The following is a 19929-nucleotide window of genomic DNA, read 5'->3' as shown; positions in this document are numbered from 1 at the left end:
CCATGGCCTTCAGCGCAAAGGGACGCACGCAGAGCTCGCTGGCTGAGATCAACATCACGCCGCTGGTCGACGTCGTCCTCGTGCTCCTGCTCATCTTCATGCTGACCGCGCCCGTGCTGCAGTCCGGCATCGACGTGGCCATTCCGAAGACCCGTACCGTCAACCAGGTCACGGAAGATCGCATGGTCGTCACCATCGACCGCGATCAGAATGTCTTTTTGCAGGACAAGCCCATCAACGTGAATGAGCTTCCAGCGCGCCTCCGCTCCACCGGCAAGGGCGATCCGGCCAAACAGGTCATCTATCTGCGGGCTGACGAGCGCGTTCCCTTCGGGGCCTTTGCATCCGTCATGGATGCAGTCAAGCAGGCGGGCATCACCAACATCAGCATCGTCACCCGCCCCATCGAAAACAAGTAAAGACGAGATACCGTACCGAAACGCATGGCTGACCTGAGCTGGAATCCCGACGAGCAGTTCGCAGAAGACAATCTGCGGAAGAATTTTTTTGGCTCGATCATTCTCCATCTCGCCGTCGCAGCCGCAATCACTGCGCTTGCTTACTTCCATAACCGTGGCCACAACTGGGGAGAGGACGCCTCCACCGCAGGCGCCATCCAGGCAACCATGGTCTCGTCGCTCCCCCTGCCTCCAAAGCAGCGCGAGCTCGACACCGGCGTCCTTACTTCCGACAATCCCAGCCCGGCGCCGCTGATCGCTCCGCAGAAGACCGAGCCGCCTCCCGAGCCTCACGAGGTCACGCTTCCGGAGAAGGCCAAGCCGACCAAGGTCGCTGAAAAACCGACACCCGCGCCGCCTAAGCATCCACAGCCCACGCCTCCTCAGCCCAACAAGGCCGCGACAGGCGAGACGGCCGGGATTCGCATTCCGCAGTCCACACTGGAACTGAAGAACGGAACTGCGTCGGCCATGGTGCAGGACCGCACCTTCGGCAGCCGCTTTGCCTACTACGTCAATATCGTCAACCGCACCGTCGCGCAGAACTGGTACACCCAGGAGGCCGATCCACGCGCCTCCGTAGGCAAAAGCGTGACTATCCTCTTCGACATCAATCGCGCCGGATCTCCGTCCAATCCGCGTATCGAGACTCGCAGCGGCTCACCTTCACTCGACCAGTCGGCTCTGCGCGCCGTGCAGCGTGTCGATGGCTTCGGCCCTCTCCCTGCCGGCGATCACATCACCGTCGAATACACCTTCCACTACACGCAGCCCTAACCCATCCTTCCTGACGTGTCATTCCGAGCGAGCGTAGCGAGTCGAGGAACCCCCACATTTCTTCGCAGGATGCCAGCACCACCACACCTCACTGCTTAATCACAGTCCCATCCAACCGTCGGATCTCTCCCCACCCCCCATTCAGTCCATTCTTACTCTGCGTGAACGGAGCCTTCGCGGCCTCTTTCTCATCAATCTCAATCCCCCACCCTGGAGCCTCGTTCACCCAGAAATATCCATCCCTCATCTCTGGGCATCCGTGAAAGATCTGCCTGGTTCGGTCATTGAACGGCGTGTACTCCTGAATGCCAAAGTTCGGACTGACGATATCGAGCGAGACCTGCGCCATGTGTCCCACCGGCGACACATCCCCGGGACCATGCCACGCCGTCTTCACCCCAAAATTTTCGGCAAGAATCGCTACCTTGCGCGCCGGCGTCAGGCCTCCCATCTGCGACAGGTGGCAGCGAATGTAGTCGATCAGCCTGCCCTCAATCAGAGGCTGCCACTCATGTGGCGAATTAAACAGTTCACCCATCGCAATTGGAGTCGTACAGTTCGCGCGAATCTGTTTGAAGTACGCCAGATCTTCCGGAGAGAGAGGATCCTCTACGAAAAACATCCTGAACTGCTCCGCGTCTTTGCAAAACTGCACCGCCTGGTTGGGCGCCAGCCGCTCGTGCACGTCGTGCAGCAGGTTCACATCGTCTCCCAGTTCCTTCCGGCAGGTCTCCAGCATCTTCAGCGCGCGATGCATATACACTGCCGGCTCGAAGAATGGCTTGTCATGCAAAGGCTTGTAGTTCGTCTGGCCACCGGACCGCGATCCATACCCGGCCATCCCCGGAATTCCAATCTGCACCCGCACATTGCGAAATCCCTGATCGATGTACTTCTTGGCCGACGCCACTACATCCGGGTAATCCGCACCATCGGCATGCGCATAAGTATCCACCGCCTCGCGCACCTTCCCGCCCAGTAGCTGATACACCGGCATCCCGGCCTGCCGTCCCTTGATATCCCACAGCGCCTGGTCAATCCCGCTGATCGCGTTGTTCAGCACCGGCCCGTTCTTCCAGTACGAGCTGTCGTAGCACGTCCACCAGATGTCCTCGATCCGGTCCGTCGTCTTCCCCAACAGCAGCGGCTTCAGGTACCTCTCCACTGCCGGCTTCACCAGGTCGGCTCTCTGAGTAAACGTGGCACAGCCGTATCCGTAAAGACCATCCTGGTCCGTCGTGATCTTCACCACCGTCAGCCGAACCCCCGCGGGCTCGCATTCGATCACGCTGATGTCCTTGATCTTCGGCGCGGCCATACCCCGCGTTGCCTTCGCAACCTGCGCCTCCGCTCTCTGCGCGCCCAACAGCAAAGGCCCGCTCACACCGCAGGCCGCTGAGGCCGCGGCCATCTTCAACATCTCCCGTCGATTCATTGCCATGACACGAAAGCTTACACGAGCGAAGCGCAGCGAAGTCGCAGGAACTGCGGTTCGCCCATCCCAGAACAATTTCCCACGAGGAAAAATGCAACGGTGCCTCATAATGCTCAGGTGCGCATCTTCCTGAGACTCGCCTCACTCGCCATCGCTCTCGCTATCCCAGCTCTCGCCGTCCAACCCAAAGTCCTCGTCTACACCCGCAACTACACTCCTGACGGCAAGGGCTACGTCCACGACAATATCGCGACCAGCGTCGAGGCCATCCGGAAGATGGGCGCCGAAAGCCACTTCACCGTCGACTCCTCCGACTCACCCGATGTCTTCACCGACAAAAACCTTCGCCAGTATGCTGCCATCATCTTCGCGAACAGCAATAACGAAGCCTTCACCAGCGAAGATCAGCGCGCCGCATTCAAACACTACATCCAGTCCCACCACGGATTCGTCGCCATCCACTCCGCCTCAGGATCGGAGCGCTCCTGGCCGTACTTCTGGCAGGTCGTCGGCGGCAAATTCGTTGAGCACCCGCGCCTCCAGCCCTTCACGATTCACGTCACTGATCCGTCTTTTCCGGCAGCCAAAGGCCTCTCCAGCGACTTCTCCTGGACCGACGAGTGCTACTTCACCGACCATCTCAACCCCGACATTCACCCGTTTCTCGTCACCGATCGCACAAAGCTCGCGGGGCTAGAAAAGATGCGGACTGATCCAAACTCCTACCGCAATCCCCTTCCTCTGGCCTGGTTCCACACCTTCGACGGCAGCCGAGAAGTTTACCTCGCCCTCGGCCATCGCAAGGAGGACTACGCGAATCCCATCCTCTACAACCTCATCCGCCGAAGCATTCTCTGGTCAATTCGCGGAAAGAATTAGGGCATAAGTCATAGAAATTCCAGCTCCGAACCCAGTTTTGTTCCTCCCGGCGCGATCAAAAATAACCTCTGCCCCCCTCTTTCCGTCTACGATAAAAGTGATGAAATATTGTCCCGCTCGTTCTCTGGCAAAACTTCTTCTACGGCCCGCCGGGCTCTTTGTGTTTGCCGTGCTTCTTTCATCGGCATCCCTTCGGGCGCAGGACTGGTTCAAGACCGAAACCTCCGCTGGCGTCTCCAACATCCGCATCGCGGTCGCTGACTTTAAGCCCGTCTCTGCCGATCCGCAAGGCGTCTCGCTGAAGCAGGTCTTCGATACCACCCTCTTCAATGACCTCACGAACGCGGGTATCTTCGACGTCATCTCCAAGAGCCTTCTCCCCCAGGCGACCCCGGGAGCCCCCGGCGAGATGAACCTGGCCCAGTGGTCCGGCGCACCCGCCAACGCCGCGATGGTCGCCTTCGGCGCCTTCGGCGCATCAGGCGGCCGTATTACCGTCAATGGATTCCTCTTCGACGCCAAGAACACTCAGTTTCCACAGGTCCTCGCCAAGCAGTACAACGAAGAGGCCAATGAGGAGATGGCCCGGCAGGTGGCGCATCGCTTTGCCGATGAGATCATCTTCCGCCTCGGCGGCGGCGTCCCCGGGATCGCGGAGACAAAGATCTACTATGTCAAGGTCGCCGGCGGGAACAAGGAGATCTGGGCGATGGACTACGACGGCGCCAACCAGCATCAGATCACCCATCTGGGCACTGTTTCCATCTCGCCCCGCGTCTCGCCTGACAACAGCCGTATCGCCTTTTCCTCACTGGGCAAAGATGGTTTCCAGATCCGGATGTACTCGCTTCTCCTCAACCGGATGGTCAGCTTCCCTTCCGGCGGAGGTGGAACCAATCTTTCTCCGGCATGGGCACCGAACGGCAACAACATCGCATTCTCTTCCTCCCGTACCGGCGATCCTGAGATCTACATCGCTGACGCCAGCGGTGGAGCGGCCCGCCGGGTAACCAGCTTCCGCGGCCCTGACGTCTCCCCTGTCTTCAATCCCAAGACCGGTGCCCAGATTGCCTGGATCAGCGGCCGGACCCGCCTCCCGCAGCTCTACATCATGGATGCCGATGGCTCTGCCGTCACCCGGCTCACCGACGGCGGATACGCCACCTCGCCGTCATGGTCGCCCAACGGACAGTTCATCGCCTTTGCCTGGGATCGCAAGTACGGCCCCGGCGCTCCTGGCGGACAGGATATCTATGTGATGGAGGTGGCCACCAAGCGGTGGATTCAGGTCACCCATGACATAGGACGATGCGACTTCCCCTCCTGGTCTCCGGACGGACGTCATCTCGTCTTTGCAAACTCCCCTGACGGGCGTGCCTCCAGCACACGCATCGTCAGTATGTTGGTAGACGGCACCGGCCGTCGCAACCTTACTGGCCCAGGAGCCGACATGCCAAACTGGAGCTGGAAGTAGATCAGTGACTTCTTCCCTGCGAGTTTTCACCGCAGTCTCGCAGACTAACCTGAAACCTTTTCATAGTTGCACCCGATCGATAAATAGAAAGAGCAGGAGAAATCTCCAAATGAACGTATTGCCCGCAAATTATCGCAAGGCTCTGGTTATGGCTGCAGTCGTGGCCGCGCTCAGTGTTACAGGCTGCCACAAGAAAGAGCAGCCGGTAAACCCCGCTTCCCTCGGCCCCATGCCATCCTCGGCTCCCGCGCCGACCGCTACCCTCACCGCTGACCCCGTCGCCATCGACGTAGGTCAGTCCGTCGTGCTCAACTGGCGCACGACAAACGCGACCTCCGTCAGCATCGACGGCATCGGCGAGGTTCCGGCCAACGGTACCCAGACAGTCTCTCCCTCTACCTCCACGGACTTCCACCTGACGGCCAAGGGAGATGGCGGAACAACTGAGGCCAATGTTCGTGTCACCGTGCGCGTTCCCCAGGCTCCCTCTGCGGGCAACGGCGAAGGCGATATGGGCTCCGAGGCTGCCTTCCACCAGAACGTGAAAGATATCTTCTTCGACTACGACAGCTACGATCTCCGTCCCGATGCCCAGAGCTCGGCCCAGACGGCGGCCTCTTACCTCAATTCGCACACTGCCATCAAGATCGTCATCGGCGGCTACTGCGATGAGCGTGGCTCGGCGGAGTACAACCTCGCCCTCGGAGAAAACCGCGCCAATTCTGCCAAGACTGCTTTGGTGAACGCTGGCGTTTCTGCGTCGCGCATTCGCGTCATCAGCTACGGCAAAGAGAAGCAGTTCTGCACCGAGCAGAACGAAAGCTGCTGGCAGCAGAACCGCCGCGCTCAGTTCTCACTCGACCGCTAGCCGATCGGAGCAATATAGATACGGTCAGCGTGAAGCGTTATCAACATCGAACGTTTCACGCTGACGTTCTCGAAGCTGATGTTTGGGACCGTTATAGCTCACGTTGCACCGTATATCCGATGTTTGTTACTTCAGATGTTTGACCTTGTTTTGTTAAGGGCACGGCTTTAGCCGTGCCACACCAATGCGAGAAGAAAAAGGGGCTTTAGCCCCTGAGGATGCAACCGAGCACATCGAAGCAGTAACCAAGAGGCACAAAGCCGTTATGAAAACTCCTACCCCCATCCCGAAACGCTACCTCAGCATGGCCTGCGCTGCGCTCGCCGTCTCCCTGTTCGTTCCAGCTTCACCGGCCTTCGCGGTCAGCAAAGAGATCGTCCAGCTACAGACCCAGGTCCAGCAGCTTCAGGACGCCGTAGCCCGGCTGCAGCAGTCCAATGACGAGCGCATGGGAGTCATGAAGGACCTCGTCCAGCAGAGTGCCGACTCCGTCAATCGCATGTCGCTCAACATCGATACCCTGCAGAAACAGCTTCAAAACCGCCAGCAGAACCAGGATACGAAGCTCGATCAGGTCTCCGGCCAGATCCAGTCGCTCAACGATTCTATCGATGAGGTCAAGGCGAGGCTCACCCGTCTTGAAAAGCTGACCCAGGACATCCAGAACCAACAGCAGTCCATCAACGCCAACATGCCTCCGGCCGGTGGCGGAATCCCCGACTCCGTTTCTACTCCGCCGCCGGCAAATACGCCGCCTCCAACCGTCGCTCCAGCGCCTGCGAAACGGGGAAAGCCCTCAGCCGGAACTCCCATGTCCGAGGTAGTTCCGGCGCCTCAACCAAACGAGACAGCAGCCGCACCCGCAGCTCCTCCCGTCGACGATCTGTACAAAACCGCACTCGGTGACTACATGGGAGCAAAGTACCAGCTCGCCTCCTCCGAGTTTGCGGACGTCGTCAAGTCATATCCCGATCACCCCCTGGCCGGAAATGCTTCTTTCTACCGGGGGGAGATCGCTTATCGTGGCGGCCACTACCAGGACGCCATCGCGGAATACGACAAGGTCATCGAACAATACGCTGACAGCAACAAGGTTCCCGTTGCCCACCTGCACAAAGGTCAGGCCCTGATCGCCCTCAAGCAGAACGATGCCGGTGTCCGCGAGTTGCGCGCCCTTATCCAGCGCTTCCCCAACTCCCCCGAGGCCATGCAGGCCCGCAGCAAGCTGAGCGGAATGGGCGTAACCGTAGTCCCGAAGCGTTAGCCCTGCTCCACGTCGTAACGCAATCCCTCGTCGTAACACCAAGCCGCGACCTTTTAGAGAGTTTCATCCTGAGCGAAGCGCGCCAGCGCGTAGTCGACGACCTGCGTCTAAAATCTCCGGCGCCCCTAACTGCGTTCGCACTCTGATACCGCCCCCTAAATTGAAACCTCTTGTATGACCCGCTCTCGTGTGGGAGCAGTTGCAAAGAACGAGGCAATCAGAACTCCTACCGGAATAATCAGGCTGAACAGCAGGATGCTCCTGTAACTTCCCGTCCAGGCATCTCCCAGGCTGAACAGGTAGGGCCCAACAGCGCTGGCGGCGACAACCCAGCTCATATTGAAGCCCGAGATCGCGCCCAGATGCTCTCTGCCGAAGAGTTTCGGCCACGCGGCACTGCTCAGCAGCGAGAACAACCCGTTCCCCAGCCCGAAACCGATCGCCGTCAGCAGAAACCCACGAGTCGTCCCGTAGGAACGGGCCCCCAGCAGTCCGAGACAGAGTCCAAGCTGCATCACCAGTAGAAGATACTTCATCGGAACCCAGTCGCTGATTGCTCCTCCCATCAGATCGGCTGAGGTGGAGACAATCGCGACCGGCAGAAACACGCTGAACGCCTTGGCGTTGCTCATCTGATTGAGCTGGGCAATCCGCTCCATGTGAAACGTAATGGCGGTGTACAGCATGGCATGGGCAGCCATGCCAAGATTGAACGCCCAGAACGCGATCGTCCTCCGTGCCTCTTTTGCCGTAAATGAGATCTCGTCTTCTATACCGGCCTGGATATTTTCTACGGCGCTCTTTCCGTCGATCTCGAGGCCACATGCCTCTGGTGACTTTCGAAAGGTAGCCCACGCAAAAAGCGCCATTCCACAGCAGCCGAGTGCGAGCACCTCCAGCGACCTCTGCCAGCCAAAGCGCAGAATCAGCAGGTTCAGCACCAGCGGAGCCACCCCGAAACCAAAGGCCACGAAGAGCCCACTGAATCCCAGCACAAGTCCCCGCCTTCGCTCAAACCACCGGCCCATCATGGTCCGCGATGCAATTGTCAGCTCTCCCTGCCCGAAGTGTCGGATTCCCAGGAATCCGACAAAAGCCACAATCGCTCCGGCCCAGCGTGGAGAGAGGTGCGCCCACAAGCCAAATTTGGTTGAGATCGATGGGCTGAAGGAAAGAAATACAAGCCAGAGGGCAAGTCCCAGGGCAGCAAAGGCCGCAACAGCGCGAGAACCGATCGAGTCCAGCAGGCGCCCCACAAAGGGTAGCAGCAACGCCGAACCGAGCGTGCCTAGCATGTAGGCCATGCTTAGGTCCACGCGGCTCAGATGCAGGCTGGTCAGCAGGGGATCTGTGTAGATGCTGACTCCCATCGTCTGCCCGGGAACGCTCATGATGATGCCAACGGTTCCGGCAAACAGCACGATCCAGCCGTAGTAAATACCACGGCGGTCAAATATCTGTGGAAGTCCCTTACGAGGAGAGGAGGAATCGTCTATCACTAAACCATTCTAGGGCGTATCCACATATTCGTCTTAGGAGAAAGTGTCATCCCGACCTGAGGCGAAGCCTGGGTGGATTGATCTGCTTCTCTGCTGTCTCCGTGTAGTCATTTCCGTAGAAAAACAGATCCCTCCACTCCGCCGCGCTATGGTTGGAATGACAACCTCCTTGCGAACAGGCAGACCCGGGAGGCAGGCCAGGTCAAGTCCGGACTTTTAGGAGTGCCAAGACTTTGTACAAAAACATACGGGGCGAGAAACTAATTTCGTATTCCCGCCATGGCCCTCTCGATCTCATTGCGCTGGCCAGCGGTGACCGGCAAGAGCGGCAACCGAGGACGACCACCGAAGTATCCATTCAAATCGCACCCGTAGCGAATCCCGGGAACACCCAGTTCCACCTCGGCCTTGGCGATTGCCGGCGCAATCCAGGCCTGTTTCTCATCAGCGAGCGCCTGATCGTCGTCCTTCCAGGCGGCATAGACCTCGTAGCATGCCTGCGGAGCTGCCGCAGCGAACCCCGGCATCACGGCCGACGCGCCCGCACGAAGACTCGACAGGATTCTCTGGGAATTTGAGGCGACAATCTGAAAGCCAACCGTTTTGCTCCGCGTCTTGATCGCCGGCTTCGGAACCGCTGCCGCAACTGCAGCGCTGCCTCCGAGATTCGCTGCCGGAATAAAGGTCGCGTCGCCAACCTCTTCCTTGACAGCAAGCATTCGTCCCGTCACAGCGGCGAAGACCGGAGTTACGGTCACTTCGCGGCGAACTTCCGCCGTAAGGTCCAGAATCCTCGCGGTCCTGTCAGCAGATGCATCATCATCCACCAGGCCGATTACTCCAGGATGGGTCGCAAGCTGCGCAACCAACTCCGCCGCAAGCGGAGCCGAAGCAACCGAATAGAGAAGGACCGGAAGGGTAGACCGATCCGCAATTGTTTGAAAGAAGGTCAGAATCTCCTTCGTCTGATGCGCTTTCAGCGAGGTTGGGCACCTTACCAGAACAGCGTCATAGCCGAGTGTAGCGGCAAAATCTGCCAGTTCAAGCGTTCCATTGACACTGGCTCGCGAGATGCCGGCCACCATCACCTTGCTCTCTGTAGCGGCTCCAAGAGCAACGGTCAGTGCATCTCGCGTCTCGCTATCCGACAGCAATTCCGCCTCTCCGGTCTCTGCAAGAACGGCCATTCCCGCGACCGGAGTTCTGGAGTAGCGATCGACATTGTGCTCCAGCTTGCGGAGATTCAACCTGCCTTCCGGGTAGAAGGGTGTTGTGAGCGGCACATAAAGACCTTCCAGCAGCATGTCCATCTGTCTCCTGTTACCGCTCCGCGTGAAGCGCCTGAAGCGCATAAACACTCAAGGTTCCGCGCTGCAGAGCTGTAATTCCCTCTGCAGCGGCACGAGCCGCGGCCAGCGTGGTGATCGTCGGAATGCGGGCCTGCACTGCGGCGCGCCGGATCGCCTTCTCGTCGAAGAAGGTGTCCTGCCCGCGCGGCGTGTTGATGATCAGATGAATGCGATTTCCCTTGATCAGATCGACTACGTTCGGACGGCCTTCCTGGACCTTGTAAACGCGCTCGGACTGTAGCCCGGCAGCCTCAAGCACCGATGCCGTTCCGTGGGTGGCGACGATGTGAAAGCCCATCTCGACAAATTGCCTGGCCAGCGCAACCACGCCCTTCTTGTCATGGTCGTTCACGCTCAGGAAGACCGTTCCCTTCAGCGGAAGCACCTGGCCTGCAGCAATCTGCGCCTTGGCAAACGCCTCACCGAAGTTGTCTGCAACTCCCATCACCTCTCCGGTCGAACGCATCTCCGGTCCAAGCACAGGATCGACACCCTGGAACTTGCCCCACGGAAAGACGGGCGACTTGACGAAGTAGTGCGAGCCGGTACCGAGGTCCTTGCCCGCATCCACCTGCTCGGGAAGAAGCTGCTTCAGCTTCTGGCCCACCATGATGCGTGAGGCGATCTTCGCCAGCGGAACACCGGTAGCCTTCGAGACATAAGGAACCGTTCTCGAAGCGCGAGGGTTGACCTCGATCACGTAGACCTTGCCGCGCTGGATAGCGAACTGGATATTGACCAGGCCGCGAACTTCGAGGGCCTTCGCCAGCTTACGCGTGTAATCGCGAATCGTGTCGAGGACCTCCGGGGCGATATCGACCGCCGGAAGCACGCAGGAAGAATCGCCGGAGTGGATTCCAGCCTCTTCGATGTGCTCCATAATGCCGGCAATGACGACATCATCACCGTCGCAGAGTGCGTCTACGTCAACTTCAGTAGCGTCCTCGAGGAAATGATCGATGAGAACAGGACGCTCCTGCGAATATTCAATCGCAGTGGTCATGTAACGAAGCACGGCTGCATCGTCATACGCGATGACCATCGCCCGACCGCCGAGCACATACGAGGGACGGACCAGAACGGGATAGCCGATGCGGTTTGCTCCGGCAACCGCTTCCTCCACGCTGGTCGCCATCGCACCCTGCGGCTGCGGGATCCCAAGGTCTTCGATCAGTTTGCCGAAACGTTTGCGGTCTTCGGCCAGATCGATCGATTCCGGTGAAGTGCCGATGATCGGAACCCCGGCGTTCTTCAACGGAAGCGAGAGATTCAGAGGAGTCTGTCCTCCGAACTGCACGATCATCCCGATCGGTGCTCCCGAAGATGCCTCGTGCTCGTAGACCGAAAGCACGTCCTCAAGGGTCAGCGGCTCGAAGTAAAGGCGGTCGCTGGTGTCATAGTCCGTCGAAACCGTCTCAGGATTGCAGTTGACCATGATCGTCTCGTAGCCATCTTCACGCAGCGCAAAGGCAGCATGACAACAGCAGTAATCGAACTCGATTCCCTGCCCGATGCGGTTCGGTCCACTACCCAGGATGATGATCTTCTTCTTCGAGGTCGGCGCTGCCTCATCTTCTTCGTCGTAGCAGCTGTAGAGGTATGGCGTGAAACTTTCAAACTCGGCAGCGCAGGTGTCCACCAGCTTGTAGACCGGATTGATGCCGAGCTTCTTGCGTAGCTCTCGAACCTTTGCATTGCCTTCAGCTCCGCTCAAACCCCAGACCGCGGCCAGCCGCTCGTCAGAGATTCCCATGCGCTTAGCGGTGCGAAGCTGATCGGCGGTCACCTCGTCCATGCCCGCGTCGCCAATCGCCTTGATCTCATCGGTGATCTGCTTGATCTGGTGAAGAAACCAAGGATCCATCGTGGTGGTGCGCGCCACCTCGCGAACGCTCATTCCCTGTTCAAAGGCATAGCGGACATAGGCCAGACGCTCCGGATGTGGAGTCACCAGCCGCTGAATGAGGCGGCGTGGCTCGATATCGTCAGTCGCGGCGCGCTTGCCGGTCTCAAGCGACCGAACAGCCTTCATCAAAGCTTCCTTGAAGGTGCGTCCAATCGCCATCACCTCGCCGACGGACTTCATCTGTGGTCCTAGAGTCTCGTCCGCTCCGGGAAACTTCTCAAACTGCCACTTGGGGATCTTGACGACGACATAGTCGATCGTGGGCTCAAAGCAAGCCGGAGTCGCCTTGGTGATGTCATTCTGAATCTCATCGAGCGTGTAGCCAACCGCCAGGCGAGCGGCGATCTTGGCAATCGGGAAGCCCGTCGCCTTGGAGGCCAGCGCTGAGGAACGCGAGACGCGCGGGTTCATCTCGATGACGGTCATACGGCCCGTGATCGGGTTGACGGCAAACTGCACGTTCGAGCCGCCGGTCTCCACTCCAATCTCACGGATCACGCGGATGGCGGCGTCGCGCATCACCTGGTACTCGCGATCGGTAAGCGTCTGCGCCGGAGCTACGGTGATCGAATCGCCCGTATGCACGCCCATCGGATCGAAGTTCTCAATAGAGCAGATGATAATGACGTTATCCTTGAGATCGCGAACAACCTCAAGCTCATACTCCTTCCATCCGAGCACGCTCTCTTCGATGAGGCATTCATGCACGGGGCTGAGATCGAGACCACGGGAGAGGATATCCGTCATCTCCTCGCGGTTGTACGCAATCCCACCGCCTGAGCCGCCGAGAGTAAAGCTGGGGCGGATCACGGCCGGGAAGCCGATCTTCGTGGTGAACTCAAGGCCGGCGCTGACGGAGTTGACCAGCTGCGACTTCGGCATGTCGAGACCGATCTTATTCATCGCATCCTTGAACAGGAGACGGTCTTCCGCCTTCTTGATGGCTTCCAGCTTGGCTCCAATCAGCTCGACGCCCTGACTCTCCAGAAACCCGGAGTCGGCCAGTTCGACGGCGAGATTCAGAGCCGTCTGTCCGCCGACGGTCGGCAGCACGGCAAACTTGCCCGAACCTGCCGGCATCATCTCGACCTCACGCCGGATAATCTCTTCAAGGTAGGCCACGCTCAACGGTTCGATGTAGGTCCGATCGGCCACTTCAGGGTCGGTCATGATCGAGGCCGGGTTGGAGTTGATGAGGACAACCTCGTACCCCTCGGACTTGAGAGCCTTGCATGCCTGGGTGCCTGAATAATCAAACTCTGCCGACTGGCCAATCACAATCGGCCCGGAGCCGATCACAAGAATCTTCGCGATGTCGTTTCTACGTGGCATCTTTACGTCTTTCTTGTTGCTGAATCCTGCTGGCGTTTCAAAGGGCGCTTACCGCTGCGCCCTTGCTGTATGCCTGAAATCGAAAATGCTACTTCTTCCACTCTTCCATCATCTTGCGGAAGTCTCGAAAGAGGTAGTGGGAGTCGTGCGGTCCGGGGCTGGCCTCGGGATGGTACTGCACACTGAACATCGGGTCGGTCTTATGACGTAGACCGGCCAGCGTGTGGTCATTCAGATTGGTGTGGGTCTTCTCGACGTCGGCGGGGAGAGAGTCAGGGTCCACATTGAAGTTGTGGTTCTGCGCTGTAATCTCCACCTTGCCGGTCTGGTGGTTCATGATCGGGTGATTCCCACCATGATGGCCAAACTTCAGCTTGTAGGTCTTCCCACCGAGGGCCAGCCCGAAGATCTGGTGACCGAGGCAGATGCCAAACATCGGCGTTTTGCCCTGGAGCTTCTTCACGTTCTCGATCGCATAGTCCAGAGGCTCGGGATCGCCTGGGCCGTTCGAGAAGAAGACGCCATCGGGATTCATGGCCAACACTTCTTCTGCCGATGTCCTGGCCGGAACCACCGTTACGTCGATGTTCTCTCTGGCCAGCATGCGAAGGATATTCTGCTTAATGCCGAAGTCGTAGGCGACAACGTGGAGCGTCTTTTCGCCGTTCTCGGCAGACTTCAGCAGAGGGTCGCCTGTCTGGTTCTTCGGCTCAGTGGCATCCCACCTATAAGGCTCTTTTGTGCTGACGACACTGGCGAGATCCGTTCCCTCCATCTTAGGGAGAGAGCGAGCTTTAGCGACCAGCGCCTCTGCATCGAGGTTGTCGCCACTCGCGATCACGCCGCGCATGGCGCCATTGGCGCGGAGATGCCGGACGATCGCGCGGGTATCCACCTCAGCGATGACTGGAATTCCGAAACGTTCCAGATACTCGTCTGCCACCTGCGTGGACCGCCAGTTTGAGCTGACCGGCGAAAACTCGCGGGTTACGAGGCCTTCAATGTAAGGCTTCTTCGACTCGGCATCATGGGGGGTGGTGCCGTAGTTGCCGATATGCGGATTGGTGAGGACTACGATCTGTCCTGCGTAGGAAGGATCGGTAAAGATCTCCTGGTAACCGGTCAAAGATGTATTGAAGACCACTTCGCCGGAGCACTCCGCCCGTGCGCCAAAACTTTTGCCGCGAAAGATGCGCCCGTCTTCGAGCGCCAAGATTGCCTGCATTGCCTCTCCGAGGAGTGGATTTAATAGATTTTAGCAGCATCTACGCCACTGCGCTCGGACACATCTCATCGCACCTGCAGATTGTGTGCTCCGCGGCGCTAAAAATCGATTCGACAGCAAGGAAAGTGCGGCGTGAATCGCCGCTTTACAAACTCGTGCGGGAACCGGCCTGCGCGGACGAAACCGCCTCCTGCCATCCTCCTGGAGGGGTTACATTTGCCATGGTCTCCGGGGGAACGCCTTCTGTCGGGCCCCACGTACCTGGTTGGTAGGAATAGACAGGGGTCTGCGCCTTCAGCATGGGATCCACGATGCGCCAGGCTTCTTCCACATAATCCTGGCGCGCGAACAGGGTGGAGTCGCCCTCCATGGCATCGCTGAGCACCCGTTCGTAGGCATCCATGTCCTGCGGGCGCGGCGCCCGACAGGCCTCCAGCTCGATCAGCGAGCGTGGTGTACCTTCTCCCGATCCGGCGATGGAGACGGCAAGCGCAATCTCCATCTCCGGAAGGATGCGGAACCGCAGATAATTCTGAGGTGCGGGCTCGGTCATGTTGGCTTGAGGCGGCTTTCGCATCTTCGCTATCACCTCAGTGCAGGTAGTTGGAAGATCTTTGCCGGCACGAAGGTAAAACGGGACTCCGTCCCAGCGCCACGATTTAATCTCCAGACGCATGGCAGCGTAGGTCTCCACGGTCGAATCTGGAGCCACGCCTTTTTCATTCCGATAACCGGTGAACTGGCCGCGAAGAACGTTACATGGTTCGATCGACGGGATCGCCTTCAGCACCTTCACCTTCTCGTCGCGGATGGATTCGCTGTCGCGTCGCGCCGGACATTCCATGGCGAGATTACACATCACCTGGAAGACATGGTTCTCCATCACATCGCGCACCGCGCCATTCTGGTCATAGAACGCTCCCCGCCCCTGTATGCCGAAGTTCTCGGCCATGGTGATCTGAACGCTTTCAATGTGGTCCCGGTTCCAGAGCGGCTCGATGAACGAGTTCGAAAACCGAAAGGAGACGATATTGTGCACGGGTGCCTTTGCGAGGTAATGATCGATGCGGAAGATCGCCGATTCCGGAAACGCCGCGAGAAGGACTCGATTGAGATGCTGCGCCGAAGCCAGATCGTGACCGAAGGGCTTTTCCACAATCATGCGCGCGCCACGTGCACAGCCGGACTTCACGAGCTTCGCTACCACCTCTTCAAACAGCGAGGGCGGAATCGCAAGGTAGTTTGCCGGATGCTGTGCAGGTCCCAGCTGCTTGCGAACCTCTGCAAAGGTAGAGTCGTCGGCATAGTCTCCATCGACGTAGCGAAGCAGCGATGAGAGCTTCTGCCACGCATTCTGATCGACGCCGCCGTGCTTCTCCAGAGAGTCCTGGGCACGAGCCTTCAGCTGGTCCAGGTTCCAGCCGGCCTTTGCCACTCCGATCACCGGAACATTCAGCTCTCCACGCTTAACCATCGCCTGGAGCGCGGGAAAGATCTTCTTGTAGGCGAGGTCTCCGGTGGCGCCAAAGAAGACCAGGGCATCGGAAGGAACGGCAGGACGAACAGTCGGCGCTTGCGTGCTCAAAGGCATCTCCTTGAAGGTTACAGGTTAATTGTCTGACGGCTTCTCCAGATGACCGCCGAACTCATAGCGCATCGCAGAAAGAAGCTTATCTGAAAAATCCGCCAGGCCACGCGAGCTGAAGCGTTCGTACAACGCAGTGGTCAGGACGGGAGTAGGAATCCCCTCATCAATTCCGGCCTTGATCGTCCAGCGCCCTTCACCGGAGTCGGAGACGCGGCCGCTGAACTTTGAGAGCTCGCGATCTTCGACCAGGGCAGATGCCGTCAGGTCGAGCAGCCAGGAGGCAATCACAGACCCGCGCCGCCACACCTCCGCAACCGCAGCCAGATTGAAGTCGTATTGGTAGTGCTCCGGATCACGCAGTGGGGTCGTCTCGGCGTCGATTTCGGCAGTGTGCTTGCCGATATTTGCGCCCTTGAGGACCCCCAGACCCTCGGCATAGGCGGCCATCATTCCATACTCGATTCCGTTATGCACCATCTTCACGAAGTGTCCAGCCCCGTTTGCGCCGCAGTGCAGGTAACCGTGCTCGGCGGTTCCACCCACCTTGTCGAAGTCCGGGGTCCGCTCCGCGTCCCCGACACCCGGAGCGATCGCCTGAAAGATGGGATCGAGATGCTGAACAACCTCATCCTCGCCTCCGATCATCAGGCAATATCCACGATCCAGACCCCATACCCCGCCGCTGGTGCCTACATCCACATAGTGGATCTTCTTCGGCAGCAGGTCTTTCGATCGACGAATGTCATCGATGTAATAGGAGTTTCCACCGTCGATCAGGATGTCGTCGGCCTGAAGATGAGGAGAGATCTGCGCGATCGCCTGATCGACTGCACCGGCAGGAATCATGAGCCAGATTGGGCGTGGAGGGGTTAGTTTGCTGATGAGATCCTCCGGAGAGGACGCACCGGTAACACCGCTGGTCTTCGCCAGTTCTGCGACCGCCTCTGACGATCGATCGTAGACCACACACTCGTGGCCGTGAGCCACCAGCCGGCGGACCATGTTGGCCCCCATTCGTCCCAATCCAACCATTCCAAGTTGCATACCATCGCTCCTTTCGTTTTACCCAGGGCTGAAATTTGCTCTTAGAGGACACTCCCCCTGCTTGGATGTTCGCGTCGACAAGATCGTTTCGCTTGCTGCTGAAACTGTTTGAAGAAAATTCACCCGCTATTAGGCAATGAAACCTCCTGAAGGCAGATTTAAAGCGCGACGCCGGCGTGGTGCACGCCGGCGCAACAGATGAACGAGCAACAGGCTACTCCCCGAAGTTGACCGATTCAATTCCGAGGAATTGCGCAGCCTGCCCCAACTCTTCCTCAATGCGCAGCAGCTGGTTGTATTTCGCGATACGGTCCGTGCGTGAAGCAGAACCTGTCTTGATCTGACCTGCTCCTGTGCCGACGGAGAGGTCTGCAATGAAAGTGTCCTCCGTCTCGCCGGAACGATGGCTGATGATTGAGGTATAGCCATAGCGACGGGCCAGTTCGATCGCGTCCAGCGTCTCAGAGATGGTGCCGATCTGGTTGACCTTGATCAGAATCGAGTTTGCGATGTTCTTCTCAATTCCCTGCTGCAGGCGCCGCGTGTTGGTCACGAACAGATCGTCGCCGACCAGCTGCACCCTGTCTCCGATCATCTTCGTCAGAATCTCCCATCCGTCCCAGTCGTCTTCGGCAAGACCATCTTCGATCGAGATGATGGGGTAACGCTCCGTCCACTGCTGCCAGTACGCGGCCATCTCGGCGGAGGTCAGCTCGCGCTTGTCTGATTTCTTGAAGATGTACTTGCCGCTTTCCTTGTCGTAGAACTCGCTGGAGGCTGGATCCAGCGCAATGACGATGTCTTCGCCCGGGTGGTAACCAGCCAGTTGAATCGCCTCGAGGATCAGATCAACCGCTTCCTCGTTGGACTTGAGATTCGGCGCAAATCCCCCCTCATCACCGACAGCGGTGTTGTACCCCTTCTTCTTCAGAACACCCTTGAGTGTGTGGAAGGTCTCTGCACCCCACCGCAGAGCATCGGAGAAGCTCTCCGCGCCGACCGGCATAACCATGAACTCCTGGAAGTCGACATTGGAGTCCGCATGCGAGCCTCCGTTGAGAATATTCATCATCGGGGTGGGCAAAAGGCATGCATTAACGCCACCGAGATAGCGATAAAGCGGTAGCTTGAGCGCCTCTGCCGAAGCACGCGCAACAGCCATCGAAACAGCGAGAATGGCATTCGCACCCAGCTTCGACTTGTTCTCCGTTCCGTCGATTGCAATCATCGTGGCATCGATCAGTCGCTGGTTGGAAGCATCCATGCCAGTCAGCTCAGGAGCAAGGATCGATTCGACATTTTCGACCGCTTTGAGGACTCCCTTTCCCAGGTAGTGTTCCTTGTCGCCGTCGCGCAGCTCCACGGCCTCATGCTCTCCGGTAGAGGCTCCGCTGGGAACGGCGGCGCGGCCACGAGCGCCGCCATCGAGGACGACGTCGGCTTCGACGGTGGGGTTGCCGCGGGAATCGAGAATTTCGCGAGCGTGAATCGAGACGATCTCAGTCATGTTGCTCCTGTCGGTAGGGGGTTCGAAAGATTGAGGAAGAATGCGATGGGCAAGGCGCTCATTGAGCTTCGGGCGGCGGTCGACTTGTAAACGACTTCCCCCAGCTAAACCGATTACTTCAACGAGATTTGCGCCTTGGAACGTCACCTGTTGGATTTTAGCAAGGCTTCTTAAAACCACGCGAACAGAGCAGAAAGATTGCGGCAATCGTCAAAGCTCTAGTAGCAGCCTCGATTCCCCAGCCTCCTTTTTGTCGAAGGCCGGATGCAACGTCTTTAAACTGGTACGAGAAACAGGTACTGTGCAGAGTCTTGCCTGACCTTGAGGATACTGAGCGCATGAAGATTCAAAAGATTCCCGCAATTGCGCTGTTCGCCGTCGCCCTTCCACTGGCGGCCCAGAGCTCCCGGACCGGCATCTCCAATCCCGACCCGGTGACGATCGATGCCGATAATGTGGATGCCGCCAGCCATCCTGCGGCGACCGCTCCTGAGACCACGCGTCGTCCCATCACAGAAGCCAAGCCTTCGGCCGCCAAGCCGGAGACAGCCGGCCAGACTTACGGCCCCTATGTCCCATATAAAGGTGCGGAGCAGGCTTCTGCTCCTGCCATAACTGCGGAGGCAGCCCCGAAAGAGGACGTCGATGGCGAGATTGTCACCAGCGTCCCGGAGCGTGAAGGCGAACTCAACGAAGGAACTCTGCTGCACGTAAAGATGCTTCAGCAGCTCTCGACGTCGACGACAGAGCCGGGAACGAGGTTCACCGCAGAGATCATGCAGCCGATTACAAATCATGATCGCGTCATCATCCCGATCGGCTCCATTCTTGGAGGCCGTGTCACCGCAGTCCACGAGGGTCACCGCATCTCGGGCGCCGCATCGCTGCACCTTGAGCCGGAGAGCATTACCCTGCCGGATGGGACGAAGTACATCATCCATGCCCAGCTGATCGACACGACGCTGAGCAACTTCAACGTCGATCGGGAAGGCACTTTGAAGCGAAGGGATCGCGTCAAGGAGACCCTGGCTGTATCGGCACTCGCCACGGGCAGCGGAGCCGCAGCGGGTGCACTGATCGGCGGTGGGGTCGGCGCCGTCGTCGGAGCCGGCATCGGCGCCGGAGCCAGCACGGTAATGTGGCTGAAGCAGGAGCGCCAGGCCACTCTCCAGGACGGCTCCCGGCTCGTCTTCAGCCTGACGACACCTCTGATTCTGAAACCGCTGAATGCTCCTCAGAGCACGGCGATGATCTTGCCCACGGAGAACAGCACGGCAGGACCGGGGTCGGAGTAAAGGATCCGCATCGATGCATAACGAAAGGG

The 19929-nt window shown here is 58.7% G+C and carries 15 protein-coding genes; 7 read left to right on the top strand and 8 right to left on the bottom strand.

The genetic code is table 11. From position 1 onward, the window contains the following. The first annotated feature begins 2 nt into the window (after window positions 1–2). Complete coding sequence (locus tag GWR55_RS03575) at window positions 3–419, top strand: biopolymer transporter ExbD (RefSeq protein WP_162401033.1); 417 nt, start codon at window positions 3–5, stop codon at window positions 417–419. 24 nt (window positions 420–443) lie between these two features. Continuing rightward, window positions 444–1235 carry an energy transducer TonB gene (locus GWR55_RS03570; protein ID WP_162401032.1) on the top strand — a complete coding sequence of 264 codons (792 nt, stop codon included), beginning with the start codon at window positions 444–446 and terminating at the stop codon, window positions 1233–1235. 88 nt (window positions 1236–1323) lie between these two features. Here GWR55_RS03570 and GWR55_RS03565 read toward each other — a convergent pair whose 3' ends face one another. Beyond that, window positions 1324–2676 (bottom strand): enolase C-terminal domain-like protein, encoded by a 1353-nt coding sequence (locus tag GWR55_RS03565; protein WP_162401031.1) that lies wholly within the window; start codon window positions 2674–2676, stop codon window positions 1324–1326. 93 nt (window positions 2677–2769) lie between these two features. Between GWR55_RS03565 and GWR55_RS03560 the strand changes: the two genes are divergently transcribed. From GWR55_RS03560 to GWR55_RS03545, 4 genes are all read left to right on the top strand, one after another. Beyond that, window positions 2770–3549, top strand: coding sequence for a ThuA domain-containing protein (locus tag GWR55_RS03560; RefSeq protein ID WP_162401030.1), 780 nt, complete (start codon window positions 2770–2772; stop codon window positions 3547–3549). Between the two features lie 100 nt (window positions 3550–3649). Then, complete coding sequence (tolB, locus tag GWR55_RS03555) at window positions 3650–5023, top strand: Tol-Pal system beta propeller repeat protein TolB (protein WP_162401029.1); 1374 nt, start codon at window positions 3650–3652, stop codon at window positions 5021–5023. Between the two features lie 109 nt (window positions 5024–5132). After that, complete coding sequence (pal, locus tag GWR55_RS03550) at window positions 5133–5891, top strand: peptidoglycan-associated lipoprotein Pal (protein WP_162401028.1); 759 nt, start codon at window positions 5133–5135, stop codon at window positions 5889–5891. A gap of 265 nt (window positions 5892–6156) precedes the next feature. Then, window positions 6157–7155, top strand: coding sequence for a tetratricopeptide repeat protein (locus GWR55_RS03545; protein ID WP_238398619.1), 999 nt, complete (start codon window positions 6157–6159; stop codon window positions 7153–7155). 155 nt (window positions 7156–7310) lie between these two features. On the opposite strand, the gene GWR55_RS03540 is transcribed toward GWR55_RS03545, so the two are convergent. The 7 genes from GWR55_RS03540 to eno all read right to left on the bottom strand — a co-directional run bounded on the left by GWR55_RS03540 (window position 7311) and on the right by eno (window position 18605). Then, a complete protein-coding gene (locus GWR55_RS03540) occupies window positions 7311–8654 on the bottom strand; it encodes an MFS transporter (protein ID WP_162401027.1) in 1344 nt (447 codons plus the stop codon). A 260-nt stretch (window positions 8655–8914) separates the two neighbouring features. Then, entirely contained in the window at window positions 8915–9964 is a 1050-nt protein-coding gene (locus GWR55_RS03535) for a dihydrodipicolinate synthase family protein (RefSeq protein ID WP_238398618.1), read from the bottom strand. Between the two features lie 10 nt (window positions 9965–9974). Then, the gene (gene carB / locus GWR55_RS03530; RefSeq protein ID WP_162401026.1) at window positions 9975–13241 is read right to left on the bottom strand and encodes a carbamoyl-phosphate synthase large subunit; all 3267 of its coding nucleotides are present in this window, start codon (window positions 13239–13241) and stop codon (window positions 9975–9977) included. Between the two features lie 88 nt (window positions 13242–13329). Beyond that, complete coding sequence (carA, locus tag GWR55_RS03525; RefSeq protein ID WP_162401025.1) at window positions 13330–14466, bottom strand: glutamine-hydrolyzing carbamoyl-phosphate synthase small subunit; 1137 nt, start codon at window positions 14464–14466, stop codon at window positions 13330–13332. A 145-nt stretch (window positions 14467–14611) separates the two neighbouring features. Then, window positions 14612–16051 carry a glucose-6-phosphate dehydrogenase gene (gene zwf / locus GWR55_RS03520; protein WP_238398617.1) on the bottom strand — a complete coding sequence of 480 codons (1440 nt, stop codon included), beginning with the start codon at window positions 16049–16051 and terminating at the stop codon, window positions 14612–14614. A 24-nt stretch (window positions 16052–16075) separates the two neighbouring features. After that, on the bottom strand, window positions 16076–17098 hold the full coding sequence (gnd, locus tag GWR55_RS03515) for a phosphogluconate dehydrogenase (NAD(+)-dependent, decarboxylating) (protein ID WP_162401023.1): 1023 nt from the start codon (window positions 17096–17098) through the stop codon (window positions 16076–16078). A 214-nt stretch (window positions 17099–17312) separates the two neighbouring features. Beyond that, window positions 17313–18605, bottom strand: a complete 1293-nt coding sequence (eno, locus tag GWR55_RS03510; RefSeq protein WP_162401022.1) for a phosphopyruvate hydratase — start codon at window positions 18603–18605, stop codon at window positions 17313–17315. Window positions 18606–18943: 338 nt separating this feature from the next. Between eno and GWR55_RS03505 the strand changes: the two genes are divergently transcribed. After that, entirely contained in the window at window positions 18944–19900 is a 957-nt protein-coding gene (locus GWR55_RS03505; RefSeq protein ID WP_162401021.1) for a hypothetical protein, read from the top strand. The last annotated feature ends 29 nt before the right edge of the window (window positions 19901–19929 follow it).

The sequence above is a fragment of the Edaphobacter sp. 12200R-103 genome (assembly GCF_010093025.1).
In the GTDB taxonomy this organism is placed as follows: domain Bacteria; phylum Acidobacteriota; class Terriglobia; order Terriglobales; family Acidobacteriaceae; genus Edaphobacter.
Note: the sequence above shows the minus strand (reverse complement) of the source record. Positions and strands in the feature narration are given on the sequence as shown.